The 12,804-nt window shown below is 59.6% G+C and carries 12 protein-coding genes (1 of these 12 running past the window's edge); 7 read left to right on the top strand and 5 right to left on the bottom strand.

Going from position 1 to position 12,804, the window contains the following annotated elements; genetic code table 11:
• Together ABEB22_RS05620 and ABEB22_RS05615 are read left to right on the top strand one after the other, a co-directional pair.
• A protein-coding gene (locus tag ABEB22_RS05620; protein ID WP_406871016.1) for a chemotaxis protein CheB crosses the window boundary here: on the top strand, positions 1-2,916 show its 3' portion. The gene continues 510 nt to the left of window position 1, outside the view; the window shows 2,916 of its 3,426 coding nt (coding positions 511-3,426); the start codon falls outside the window, past its left edge; its stop codon occupies positions 2,914-2,916.
• The gene (locus tag ABEB22_RS05615; protein WP_406871015.1) at positions 2,900-3,301 is read left to right on the top strand and encodes a response regulator; all 402 of its coding nucleotides are present in this window, start codon (positions 2,900-2,902) and stop codon (positions 3,299-3,301) included. Before ABEB22_RS05620 ends, ABEB22_RS05615 begins: the two co-directional genes overlap by 17 nt.
• 105 nt (positions 3,302-3,406) lie before the next feature.
• Here ABEB22_RS05615 and ABEB22_RS05610 read toward each other — a convergent pair whose 3' ends face one another.
• Both ABEB22_RS05610 and ABEB22_RS05605 read right to left on the bottom strand, forming a co-directional pair.
• The gene (locus ABEB22_RS05610; RefSeq protein ID WP_339113857.1) at positions 3,407-5,020 is read right to left on the bottom strand and encodes a BCCT family transporter; all 1,614 of its coding nucleotides are present in this window, start codon (positions 5,018-5,020) and stop codon (positions 3,407-3,409) included.
• 227 nt (positions 5,021-5,247) lie between these two features.
• The gene (locus ABEB22_RS05605; protein ID WP_038075379.1) at positions 5,248-5,421 is read right to left on the bottom strand and encodes a DUF1328 domain-containing protein; all 174 of its coding nucleotides are present in this window, start codon (positions 5,419-5,421) and stop codon (positions 5,248-5,250) included.
• A gap of 302 nt (positions 5,422-5,723) precedes the next feature.
• Here ABEB22_RS05605 and ABEB22_RS05600 point away from each other — a divergent pair, with 302 nt between their 5' ends.
• The 4 genes from ABEB22_RS05600 to queC all read left to right on the top strand — a co-directional run bounded on the left by ABEB22_RS05600 (position 5,724) and on the right by queC (position 9,067).
• A complete protein-coding gene (locus tag ABEB22_RS05600; protein WP_339113858.1) occupies positions 5,724-6,137 on the top strand; it encodes a phage holin family protein in 414 nt (137 codons plus the stop codon).
• A complete protein-coding gene (locus ABEB22_RS05595) occupies positions 6,134-7,072 on the top strand; it encodes a hypothetical protein (protein ID WP_406871014.1) in 939 nt (312 codons plus the stop codon). Before ABEB22_RS05600 ends, ABEB22_RS05595 begins: the two co-directional genes overlap by 4 nt.
• A gap of 146 nt (positions 7,073-7,218) precedes the next feature.
• Positions 7,219-8,274, top strand: a complete 1,056-nt coding sequence (locus tag ABEB22_RS05590) for an AI-2E family transporter (protein WP_339113860.1) — start codon at positions 7,219-7,221, stop codon at positions 8,272-8,274.
• Between the two features lie 97 nt (positions 8,275-8,371).
• Entirely contained in the window at positions 8,372-9,067 is a 696-nt protein-coding gene (queC, locus tag ABEB22_RS05585) for a 7-cyano-7-deazaguanine synthase QueC (protein ID WP_339113861.1), read from the top strand.
• Here queC and mog read toward each other — a convergent pair whose 3' ends face one another.
• Together mog and ABEB22_RS05575 are read right to left on the bottom strand one after the other, a co-directional pair.
• Positions 9,068-9,604: a molybdopterin adenylyltransferase gene (gene mog, locus ABEB22_RS05580; RefSeq protein WP_406871013.1), complete on the bottom strand. Its 537-nt coding sequence runs from the start codon at positions 9,602-9,604 to the stop codon at positions 9,068-9,070.
• Positions 9,601-10,830 carry an argininosuccinate synthase gene (locus tag ABEB22_RS05575; RefSeq protein WP_339113863.1) on the bottom strand — a complete coding sequence of 410 codons (1,230 nt, stop codon included), beginning with the start codon at positions 10,828-10,830 and terminating at the stop codon, positions 9,601-9,603. Before ABEB22_RS05575 ends, mog begins: the two co-directional genes overlap by 4 nt.
• A 271-nt stretch (positions 10,831-11,101) precedes the next feature.
• Here ABEB22_RS05575 and ilvA point away from each other — a divergent pair, with 271 nt between their 5' ends.
• Positions 11,102-12,349 carry a threonine ammonia-lyase IlvA gene (gene ilvA, locus ABEB22_RS05570; RefSeq protein WP_339113864.1) on the top strand — a complete coding sequence of 416 codons (1,248 nt, stop codon included), beginning with the start codon at positions 11,102-11,104 and terminating at the stop codon, positions 12,347-12,349.
• 67 nt (positions 12,350-12,416) lie between these two features.
• Here the strand turns inward: ilvA and ABEB22_RS05565 are convergent, their stop codons facing one another.
• Positions 12,417-12,746, bottom strand: coding sequence for an Hpt domain-containing protein (locus ABEB22_RS05565; RefSeq protein WP_339113865.1), 330 nt, complete (start codon positions 12,744-12,746; stop codon positions 12,417-12,419).
• Positions 12,747-12,804: the final 58 nt, after the last annotated feature.

Here is a 12,804-nt window from a genome sequence, read left to right as displayed (position 1 = left end):
ACCGGGCTTGTCGACTTCATCCGCCCGCCCGGTCGCATCATCGAGACCATCAGCCAGTTCTATTCCCATAGCTCCCTGCAGTTCGATGACGACAAGCTCGGCCGCTCTATCGAGGAGCTGGTCCCTGATATCTGCGCCGTCGTGCGCAAGACCTCGGGTCACGACTTCACGCTCTACAAGGTCTCGACACTGGTGCGCCGGATCGAGCGACGTATCCGCGTTCTGGGGCTGGCCGATGCCATAGACTATCTGCGCCGCCTGCGGGTCGATCCGAACGAATGCGACAAGCTCTTCCGCGAGCTGCTGATCAATGTCACACGGTTCTTCCGCGATCCGGAACAGTTCGAGATCCTGCGCCAGCGCGTGGTGGAACCTCTGGTGCAGGAAAGCACCCGCGACGAGATCCGGATCTGGGCACCGGGCTGCTCGAGCGGCGAGGAGGCCTATTCTCTGGCCATGCTGTTCCACGATGCCCAGGCCCGCGCCGGACGTCACCAGCAGCTGCAGATCTTCGCCACCGATATCGACGAGCAGATGCTGCGCCTCGCGCGGCAGGGCACCTATCCGCAGGCCGCCCTTGCCGATATTCCCGAGCATTTCCGCGAACTGTATACGGTGGGCCGTGACGGCAAGTTCCAGATCACCTCGCAGCTGCGTGATTGCGTGCGCTTCTCGCTACATAGCGTGGTCCGAGATCCGCCCTTCTCCAATATCGACCTCCTGTCCTGCCGCAACCTGCTGATCTATTTCGGCGACAAGCTGCAGGCCGAAGTCATGCCGATCTTCCATTTCGCCCTGCGTCCGGGAGGCACGCTGTTTCTGGGTCCTTCGGAAACGGTCGGCCAGTATGACAAGCATTTCACGCCCGCGACCGTGGGCGCGCGACTCTTTACCCGCGATGACAGCCGTTCGGGCTATCCGGGCATCATCAAGGGGCAAGTCGGCAATCCGCAAGCCGGCAAGACCGACATTACGAATTCCGATGACCGTCAGACAACACGCAGCATCGACACCACCGATGCCGAGACCCGCCTTCTGGCTGCCTACACCAACCCCGCGATGGTGGTTGACCGGTCCGGCCAGATCCTGAAGACAACGGGCAAGCTGGGCAAATATGTCGATTTCGATCTGATGGACACGCATGTGCGTCATGCGCAGTCTGTGGCCCGTCCGGGTCTGAAAGAGGCAATCTCTGCAGCGATCCGGCATGTGTCCGAGACCGGTCGCAAAACAGTAAACAGGAATCTGTCGGCGCATTCCGAATTCGGGCTACAGAACCTGGAACTGGTCGGCGAACCCCTTCCCGACCATACGGTGTTGCTGATCTTCCGCGACGAAGGGCGTTTCAGCCAGATCGACGATCATGATTATGACGATGTCGAACCCTCCGACAGCCATGTGCAGAGCCTCGAGGAAGAGCTGCGCGCCACCCGCGCGCGCCTGCATACCACGGTCGAGGAGCTGGAAACCGCCAATGAGGAGCTGAAAAGCTCGAACGAAGAAATGATGTCGATGAACGAGGAGCTCCAATCGACAAACGAGGAGCTCTCTACGGTCAATGACGAACTGAAGAACAAGATCGAAGAGCTTTCGGTCGCCAATGCCGATCTGCAGAACTTCTTTGCTTCGACCGCTTTGCCACTGATCGTGGTGGACCAGCGCCTGCATATCCGCAACTATACGGAATCGATCCTGACGCTCTATCCGTTCCGCCATGGCGACCGTGGCCGACCGTTGACCGATGTGACGAGCTATCTCTCCGAGAACGAGGAGATCTTCCACGCAGTCGAGCATGTGATCCGCAATCAGGAAGTGCAGCAGCTGACCGTCACCCAGCGCGAGAGCGACAAGACATGGTCTCTGGTGATCAACCCCTACCGGATCCGCAATGGCGAGATCGACGGGGCGACGCTGGTCTTTACCGATATCTCGCAGGCCTTGACGCTGGAACAGGAGCTGGCCCGCGAGGGCGAGCGCCTGAAGCTGGCACTGGATGTGGCGGGGCTGGGCGTCTGGGAATATGACCGCCGCTCGAACCTGCTGGACATGGATGCACGCTGCCGCTCGATGTTCCGCCTGACCGAAGAGGACGATCTGTCCAAGCCGCGCACATTGCTGCGCCATGTGCTACGCGAGGATCGCGAGATCCTGCGGCAGGGCCTGCGCCAGATGGCGGGGCCGGAAGGCGCGATGGATATCACAATCCGGATCGATACCAAAGATCTCTCGCCCCCCACGCTGAGGCTTGTCGGGCGCAGGCTGAACCATGATGCGCTGGGACGGCGCGTCGGGGTTATCTTCGATGTGACCGATGCGCAGGAAGCCATGCAGATCCGCGAGGCGATGCTGCGCGAGATGAATCACCGCGTGAAGAACATGTTCTCGATCATTTCGGGCATGACACGGATCGCGGGACGCAAAGCCAGCTCGGTGCGTGAGTTCACCACCGAACTCGAGCGCCGGATCGCCGCCCTCGCACGGTCGCATTCGCTCACCCAATCGGGCAGAAATGGCCATGGGCTGATGCTGCGCGAGGTGGTGAAGGTCGCCCTCGAACCCTACGAGAAACAGGCTGTTCTGCGGATCGAAGGGCCTGATGTCTATGTCCAGACCAAGGAAATTAATGCGCTGTCCCTACTTTTCCACGAATTGGCAACCAATGCAGCCAAATATGGGGTTCTGGGACCTGCGGATGGCACGCTACAAGTAACTTGGTCGGTGACCCGCCAAAACAAATTGGTTCTTGAATGGAACGAACTCTACACATCGCGCGTTGAGCCCAGTGAATCGAAGATTGGAAACGGCTTCGGATCGACACTGATCAAACTGTCCGCCGCGCAACTGCATGGCGATATCGAGGTCGAAACGAGCGAAGAGAAACGAACCACTAGGCTAGGTTATGGGCTGTCAGACTAACGAGCATGTACAAAAAACGGTCCTGATCTGTGAAGACGAGCCCATTGTTGCAATGGATCTCGAGATGATGGTCGGGGATATGGGCTATCGGGTGATAGGCCCCTGCGCCTCGCGCTCCGAGGCGCGGCTGATGATTATCAAGGAACGCCCCGATGCGGCGATCCTCGACGTTCAACTGCGCGATGGCGAGGTATTCCCGCTGGCAAAGCGCCTCCATGAATGCGGCACGCGGCTCGTGTTCCAGTCCGGTCATAGCCGTGCCGAAGAGATCGAGGACCGTTTTCCTGGTGCGATCTTCTGCGAGAAGCCCGTCTGGGGGCACCAACTGGAGGAAGCCCTGCGCCGGTTTCTCGATAGCGAGCCGAAAAACGACGCGACCAACTGAACCCGTTTTAGTGTTCCGTTCGTAAGAAAGACCCGCATTACGGGTCTTTTTCTTTTGCCAAAATGGTGCTGGACAAGAAAAGGGCGCCAGTGGCGCCCTTCCTTATCAGTCGAATTCCGAGAGTTTCGGTCTTTTGCCAATGGTCACATGGTCGATATCCTCGGCCGCAAAGCCACGGATAAGCGACGGAATCATCATCGTCACGAGGATGAAAATCGGCAGCCCGACCACCGTGATCACCTGTTGCAGCGCCGTCAGACCGGCATCGCCCGCCAGAACGATCAGCATAACGGCCACCAGACCCTGTGCTACGCCCCAGAAGACGCGCTGAGGCACCGGGCCCGGTTCTGGCGTGCCGGTGCAGAGCATATCCACCACCAGCGAGGCCGAATCCGCCGAAGTTGCAAAGAAAATCGCCACGATCACCACGCCGAAGCCCTGCAGGAACCCCGACCAGGGGAAATGCTCGAAGAAGGCGAACATCGCTAACGGGACGGAATTGGCCACCGCTTCGCTGATCTGGCCTGCCTGATCGCCCATCGCGGCCCGCGCCGCCGATCCGATCCCGTCGAACTCCATCGCCTGCCAGCCGAAAATGGCGAACCAGATGAGGGTGAAGAGCGAGGGCGCGGCCAGCACACCAAAAACGAACTCGCGGATCGTGCGCCCGCGCGAGATACGCGCGACGAACAGACCGATGAAGGGCGACCATGTGACGGTCCATGCCCAGTAGAACACCGTCCAGCTACCCTGCCAGCCCCAACCGGGCGTGGCTGGGTTCTCGTCGGCCAGCATATCGTTCCAGAAGGCAAGCCGCGGCAGATTGTCGAAATAAAGCCCGAAGGTCTCGACGATCCCGCGCAGCAGGAACAATGTCGAGCCTGTCACCAGCACGAAGACCATCAGCGCCACGGCCATACCGATATTGAGATTCGACAGGAACTTTACGCCCTTGTCGAGCCCTGCGGTGATCGACAGAACGGCGACCGCCGTCAGGACGGTCAGGATGATGACCTTCAGCACCGTGCCATCTTCCAGTCCGAAGAGCGCCGAGAGGCCAGCCGCAATCTGGCTGGAGCCAAGCCCGAGCGAGACCGCCACACCGAACAACGTGCCCAGAATGGACGCAATATCGATAGCCTTGCCGATAGGGCCGTAGATCCGCTCTTTCAGGAGGGGATAGAAGACCGAACTTACGCGGATCGGAAGGTCGTAACGGTTGATGAAATAGGCAAATGCCAGCCCCGGAAGGGTGAAAATTGTCCATGTATGCAGTCCGAGGTGATAGATCGCGATCGACATCGCGTCATCGGCGGCCTGCGCGCTGTAGGGCTCGACCCCCGGAAGAGGCGGGTTCGAGAAATGGCTGATCGGTTCGGCCACACCCCAGAACATCAGCACCGTGCCGATACCACCGGCAAAGAGCATCGTGAACCAGCTGAGATTGGAATATTCGGGACGGGAATCGCGCGGCCCTAGCCGGATATGGCCGTGGCGCGACATGGCGGCCCAGATCAGGAACCCAAGCCAGACATTAACCCCGAGGATAAAGAACCACCCCAGATTAACGGTGATCCATTCGCGCCCCGCAGCGAAAGCATCGCCGATCGGGCCCGGTGCAATCACCAGAAGCAAAACAAAGACAACCGTGAAGATTGCCGAGATGAAGAAGATATAAGGATCGGTTCGCAAACCGAGCTTGCGCACAAGAGACTGCACGTCGTTCCCCCTGTTTCGGGCCTGCCGGAGATTACCGCACAGGCATTGCGTTTCTTGAACGTCGTCGTTCGTGGCCGGATGCGGGATCCGGTCCATGGCGCATCACTACCTAGCGCAGATTGCCCCCAAACCCAACCGCAGGCCAGAAAACCCGCAAAAACATTCAAAAAAGGCCGCATCCTTGCGGATACGGCCCTTTCCAGATGCGTTATCGCATGTCGTTTCCGTCAGACCGGCGGTTTGCCACGGACCGCACGGGCGACCATCGCAACCACGAACAGGATCAGGAAGACGACGAAGAGGATCTGAGCGATCCCGGCAGATGCGCCAGCAATGCCGCCAAAACCAAGAGCGGCAGCAATCAGCGCGATGATCAGAAATGTAAGAGCCCAGCCAAGCATAGGAGCCTCCATTGAGTGTTTCTAAGCAATTATCTTGCGTTCTGGCAGGTCAACGCCGGCTTTCCGGCCAAGGTTCCCTGAAAAGATCGCCGCTTCCTACTGGAACCCAATGGTCTCATCAGGCGTTCGCGCACGGTCTGTCTTTCCGCAGCCTTCGCCCCCAGCATGCGCTAGCTTGACGGAAAATATCGCGGGGCATGCCCTCGGGAGACGGGAACCTTCCTGCAGGACCGGCGTTGGGTATTTAGAAGCGGGTCGGATGACCGCGCCTCGAGATAGAGACGACCAGAAACGAGACGATTATGACCGAGCATAACCCCGAAAACACGTCCAGCGTCGGAACCGGTCTGACCGATACCGCTCTGCGTGCCTTCGAGAAGGGGCGCCAGCTTGGTCGTGACGAGATGGCCTTTGCCCGTGCCGAGATTGCGCAGGCCGGGTCCAATCTGCGCGTTGCCGCGATCTGCTTGGGTGTGGCTTTTGCCACGGCCATCGCATTGCTCGGCGCGCTGACGCAGACATTGATCTTTGCGATCCAGACCGCGGGCCTTGCGCCTGTCTGGGCGGCGCTGATCACCACTGCGATCCTCCTCGTTCTTGGTGGTCTTCTTGCGCTGCGGGCCTTTGTGCTTTTGCGCCGCGCGGCCGCCACCCCGCAAACCATCATTACCAAAATCTCTGCCGATCTGCAGAATCTCAAGGAGAGCCTGAAATGAGCGAGAAAACCACTCTTAAAGAAATCGAGAGCCGTCTGAACCAAGACAAGGCCGATCTGGCAGGCACGCTGGCCGATCTGACCAGCCGCGTCGCACCGGGCCTTCTGGCGGATCATGTGTCCGACTTCATCCGCGAGAACGCGACCCCCTATGCGAAACGTGCCGAAGCAACGATCCGCGAAAATCCGGTGGCCTTCGCGCTGGCGGGTGCCGGTCTGGCATGGTTCCTGCTGGGCCGCAAGAATGGCACCGAAGACAGCAAAACCGAGGAGGCCGTGCAGACCGCTGATGCCGTCGCCGAGGACTGGTCCGACGAGATCGACCGCCTGCGTGCCAGCGCGACCCTCCGTCTGCGCGAGCTGGAGAACGAAGCCGCCGATGACAAGCAGTCGGGCCGCGATTTCGTGAAAGAACGCGCCGAAACCATTTCGAAATTCTCAGGAGATGTACGGGCAAAGCTGTCGAAAGATCTCGACGAGCTTTCGGCGGAGACCCGTAAGCGAGTGATCGAAGCGCGCGAGCGCGCCTACGCCGCCAAGCTGAAAGCGCAGGAATACGGCACCCGTGCCGCAACCGAGACGCGCCAGTTTGTGGCCGACCATCCGGTCGTGATCGCAGTGCTCGGCCTGGCCGTGGGCGCAGCCGTGATCGCAGCGCTACCCAAGGACAGGCTGCGCAACTCGGCCGCTGGTCCCTATATCGACCGCGCTAAAGAGGAAGCCCTTTCCTTTTACCGCGAAGAGAAAAAGCGCGCCGAAGAACTCGCCGCCCGCCTGAAAAAGGAAGCCTATGACGCTGCGCGCGATGTTGCTCGCGCAGCGGAGAAAGAGGGCTCCGATCTGGGCGACCGTCTGGCAGAGGAATTTTCCAAAGAGGCAAGCGCTTCGGTAAAGAACCTCCGCAGCCATCTGCACGCCAATGGCGTGGCGCATTGAGCAACGACATATCGTGAAACGGAAAGCCGGGATTTTCCCGGCTTTTCTATTGCCGGAAAACTACTCAACATACTGATATGGTTATTAATATTGTCAGGAACAATTCCTGAAACCCGCGCGTTGGGCGCAAAACAGAGGATATCTTCATGAGTCGCCTAGAGACCCTGTCACGGATCGCCATCATCCTTATCGGAGCGATCGGCGTTGTCTTTGCGCTTGTGCAGGTGGAAAGCATCTTTGCCCCGATGATACTGGCTCTTGTCGCGGGCATCGTCCTTTCACCCGTTTCCGACACATGGGAGAGAATGGGGTTTTCGCAGGTCTGGGGTGCGATGACTTCGATACTGTTTTCACTACTGATTGTGGCGATGGTCTTCCTGATCTTCCAGCCGCTGGTCTATCAGATCGTCGATCAGGCGCCCAAGGTCTGGCAGGATATGCGCTCAACCATCGACAGCTACAAGGATGCGATCCAGAACCTCAATTCCATGAGTGACCGCATTCAGGAAGCTGTCAGCGATACTGCGGCCAAGGCGGGCGAGGACAAGGGCGGCGTGCAGATGCCAACCCTTTCGGATGCGCTGATGCTGGCGCCATCATTTTTCGCACAGTTTCTGGTGTTTATCGGGACGCTCTTCTTCTTCCTGCTGACCCGCAACGAGATCTACGCATGGGCCGCGCGCCATCTGTCGGAACCCGCCGAGCGCGCCTCCACCGCCAAACGCCTGCGGGCCGCAGAGCGGAAAGTGTCGCGCTATTTCCTGACCATCACGGTGGTGAATGCGGGGCTGGGCGTCGCAACCGGTGTGGTGCTGACAGCGCTTGGTATGCCCGGTGCCATGCTCTGGGGGCTTGTGGCCTTCCTCATCAACTATGTCCTCTATATCGGCCCTGCCTGCCTGATCGTGGCACTCCTCTTTGCGGGTGTGGCGGCCTTTGACGGGTTCTATGCGGTGCTGCCTGCATTGCTCTATGCCTGCCTCAACGGATGTGAGGGCCAGTTTATTACCCCTGCCATGATCGGCAAACATATGCGCCTGAACCCGCTTCTGGTCTTCCTCGCGCTGATCTTCGGGATCTGGCTCTGGGGTCCGGTGGGCGGTATCGTCGCCATTCCGCTGCTACTCTGGGGACTGGTGCTGACCAACAGCATGCCCGAAAGTCAGGCAGAGCGGCTGATGGCCACCAAGATTGCCGAATAAGACTTTCGTGAAGACCCTTGGGTTAGGCTGCATTTCGCGGTAGTGGCAGAGTTCCGGTCGCAGCCCACCCGGATGTCTTCAAAACAGGGAAGTCTTCATGAAAACCATCGTCATCTGTTCCGGCGGCCTCGATTCCGTCACCCTTGCCGACAAGATTTCCGCCGAGCATGAGCTTGTCGGGCTCGTTTCCTTCGATTACGGCCAGCGCCATCGCAAGGAGCTGGATTATGCCGCCCGTGCTGCAGAGCGTCTTGGTGTGAAACACGACATCATCGACATGCGTGGCATCGGCGCGTCCCTGACCGGATCCGCGCTGACCGATGATGTTGACGTGCCAGACGGCCATTATGCCGAAGAGACGATGCGTATTACCGTGGTCCCCAACCGCAATGCGATCATGTTGACCATCGCTTTCGGGATTGCGGCAGCGCGCCAAGCTGATGCCGTGGCAACGGCCGTGCATGGCGGTGACCATTTCATCTATCCCGACTGCCGCCCCGCCTTCACCGAGGCATTCGAGGCCATGCAGAAACAGGCACTGGATGGCTATGCCGATGTGTCACTTTACACGCCCTTCGTGCGGGTGCCGAAATCGGCAATCGTCGAGGAAGGCGCGCGGTTGGGCACGGATTTTGCGCAGACATGGTCCTGCTACAAAGGCGGCGCGCATCATTGCGGGCGTTGCGGCACATGCGTCGAACGGCGCGAGGCTTTCGATCTGGCGGGCGTCACCGATCCCACCGTCTATGACGATCCGGATTTCTGGAAAGCAGCGGTCGAAAAAGCGCGCTGATTATTTCGCCTTCGGGCGGAAGGCTTTGATCTTGGCGGGGTCTGTCTCGATATATCCCGCCCCTATCAGATCAAGGCAATAGGGCACAGCGGCAAAAACACGGTTGAGGCAGGTCGCAATGGCCGAAGGCTTACCCGGCAGCGCGATGATCAGGGATTTTCCGGCAATGCCAGCGGTCTGACGCGAGAGGATCGCGGTCGGGACCTCTTCGAGCGAGGCGCGGCGCATTTCCTCGCCAAAACCCAGAAGCTCTTTCTCCAGCACGTCGGCCACGCCTTCGGGCGTTTCGTCGCGCGGCGCAGGGCCGGTGCCGCCGGTCACAAGGATCAGGCAGGCTTCTTGAGCCACCAATTCGCGCAGCTTTTCTGCCACGCTCTCACGCCCATCGGGGATGATATGACGCGTAATGCTCAGCGGCGAGGTGATCACGCCGCCAAGCCAGTCCTCGCAGCCCGGACCGCCCTTGTCTTCGTATTCTCCCGCAAAAGCGCGGTCGGAGACGGTGACGATGGCGGCATGGGGCTGCGATTTGCTCATTTTGCCACGCGAGCGTTGCGGGTGGCGATCAGCTTCAGACGCAGGGCGTTCAGGTTGATGAAGCCCGCCGCGTCTTTCTGGTCATAGGCGCCTGCATCTTCCTCGAAGGTCACATGCTTCTCGGAATACAGCGAATAGTCCGACCAGCGCGCCACGGTGCGCGACGCGCCCTTGAACAGCATCAGCTTCACAGTGCCGGTGACATATTCCTGCGTCTTGTCGATCAGCGCCTGCAGCGCCTCGCGCTCGGGCGAGAACCAGAAGCCGTTATAGATCAGCTCGGCATAGCGCGGCATGATCGAATCCTTCAGGTGGCCTGCGCCGGAATCGAGCGTGATCTGCTCGATGCCACGGTGCGCTTCCAGCAGGATGGTGCCGCCGGGGGTCTCGTAGACGCCGCGCGATTTCATACCGACAAAGCGGTTTTCCACGAAGTCCAGACGGCCGATGCCGTGTTTCTTGCCCAGCTCGTTGAGCTTGGTCAGGATCGTTGCGGGGCTCATCGCCTCGCCATTGATCGAGACAGCATCGCCCTTCTCGAACCCGATCTCGATATATTCGGGCTCGTTGGGAGCGTCGAGAACCGGATCATTGGTGCGCTGATAGACGTAATCGGGCGCCATATCACCCGGATTTTCCAAAACCTTACCCTCGGAGGAGGTGTGCAGAAGGTTCGCATCGACCGAGAAGGGTGCCTCGCCGCGCTTGTCTTTCGCAATCGGGATCTGGTTTTTCTCGGCAAAGTCCAGAAGCGCCGTGCGCGAATGCAGATCCCATTCACGCCAAGGGGCGATAACCTTGATCTTGGGGTTAAGCGCATAGGCCGAAAGCTCGAAACGCACCTGATCATTGCCCTTGCCGGTTGCGCCATGCGCCACGGCATCGGCGCCGGTCGCCTCGGCGATTTCCACCAGACGCTTGGAGATCAGCGGACGCGCAATCGAGGTGCCCAAAAGGTACAGACCCTCATACACGGCATTGGCGCGGAACATCGGGAAGACGAAATCGCGCACGAACTCTTCGCGCACGTCTTCGATGAAGATATTCTCGGGCTTGATGCCCAGCAGCTCGGCCTTCTTACGCGCGGGGTCCAGCTCTTCGCCCTGCCCCAGATCGGCGGTGAAGGTCACGACCTCACAGCCATATTCGGTTTGCAGCCATTTGAGGATGATCGAGGTATCGAGGCCGCCGGAATAGGCGAGCACGACTTTCTTGGGCGCGGACATTGACATCTCCCGAGGAACAGATTTTGACGTGGGGATAGAGCGTTTTTTTCTGTGCGACAAGGGGCGGGGCGGGTTTCCCCCCATCAAATGCGCTCTCTGGCGCCGATGTTTGCCGGAATGGCCTGAAAAGCGGCACCCGATTGCGCAGATCCCGTGCCAAGCCGATTGACAATCTGCCGCAGGCTTAGGATCACGGGGACCATATAGCCATAGGCGCACTCCTATCACCGATTTGGCTTGCCCCCTGACCAAACAAGCGATCCGATACGCCATGACCGATTTTGCCCTCAATGCCCAAGCCTCCGCCCGCGCGCTGCGCGATCTGTTTGAACCTACGCCGCTTTTGCGCAACGACTTTCTGTCGGAGCGCTACGGGGCGGAGATCTGGCTCAAGCGCGAGGATCTGACGCCCGTGCGCAGCTACAAGCTGCGCGGCGCCTTCACCGCCATGCGCAAGCTGCGGGCCGCAGATCCTACCGCGGATCATTTCGTCTGCGCGAGCGCGGGCAATCACGCGCAGGGTCTGGCCTATGCCTGCCGCCATTTCGGAGTGAAGGGCACGATCTTCATGCCGGTGACCACGCCACAGCAGAAGATCGACAAAACCCGCAGCTTTGGCGGCGAGAATGTCGAGATTGTCCTGACGGGCGATTATTTCGACGACACACTGGCCGCGAGCCAGACCTTCTGCACCGAGGCGGGCGCGCATTTTCTGGCGCCTTTCGACAATGGTGACGTGATCGAAGGTCAGGCCACCGTGGCCGTGGAAATGCTCGATCAGCTCGGCCATGCGCCCGATTTCGTGACGATCCCTGTGGGCGGTGGCGGCCTTTCGGCAGGTGTGACGCGTTATCTGGGCGCGGCGAGCCCTAGCACCCAATTCCGCTATGTCGAGCCGATGGGCGGGCGCAGCCTGCATGCCGCCCTAGAGGCGGGCAAGCTTGTGACACTGCCGCATGTCGATAGTTTCGTCGATGGCGCTGCCGTGGCGCGGATCGGCCAGACGCCTTTCGAAACATTGCGTGCCATTCCTGCCGATCACGTCCTCGGCGCACCGGAAGACCGGATCTGCCGGACCATGCTGGAATTGCTCAATGTCGAGGGCATCGTGCTCGAGCCCGCCGGGGCGATGTCGATCGATATGTTGCAAGACATGCGTGAGGAGATCGCAGGCAAGACGGTGGTCTGTATCGTCTCGGGCGGGAATTTCGATTTCGAGCGGCTTCCTGATGTGAAGGAGCGGGCGCAACGCTACTCGGGGCTTAAGAAATATTTCATCCTGCGTATGCCCCAACGCCCCGGCGCGCTGAAAGACTTCCTGCAAATGCTCGGACCGCAGGACGACATCGCGCGTTTCGAATATCTGAAGAAATCCGCGCGGAATTTCGGATCTGTGCTGATCGGGATTGAAACCCGTGATCCGACCAGCTTTGGCCGCCTGACGCAACAGTTGGACGAGGCAGGCTTTTTCTATCGCGACATTACCGAAGACGCGATCCTCGCGGAGTTTCTGATCTAATCCCGCTCGGGGACTTCGGCATCGAAACATCGGCCGCTTTCGGGGCCGATGTTTTATGTCCAGCGGTTCAGGCCGCGCTCAGGAACTCGTTTACCCGCGCCATGAAATCCTTCTTCGATGCGGAATAGACATCGAGAACGGCCTGGATATCGACATCGCCGGAGCGGCCCATTGCCGCCAGACGCTCGCCTTCCTGACACATGACGCCGAACGCGCGGAACCCCAGATTCCATGCAGAGCCCTTGAGGAAATGCAGATCCTCCTCGAGCCTGTCCGGACGCGTTCCCAATTTCATAACAACGCCTTCGACTTCATCCATAAACAGCTCGACGACTTCGCCGAAGCCATCAGAACCGATTTCGGATTGCAACTCGGCAACCCGATCCCAATCAATCATCTCAACCTCCACCAAAGGGCATCACCACCTTGCTTGAGGCTAGGCAATAAAGCTTGCC

The sequence above is a fragment of the Thioclava sp. 'Guangxiensis' genome, from assembly GCF_045348365.1.
GTDB lineage: Bacteria > Pseudomonadota > Alphaproteobacteria > Rhodobacterales > Rhodobacteraceae > Thioclava > Thioclava kandeliae.
Note: the sequence above shows the minus strand (reverse complement) of the source record. Positions and strands in the feature narration are given on the sequence as shown.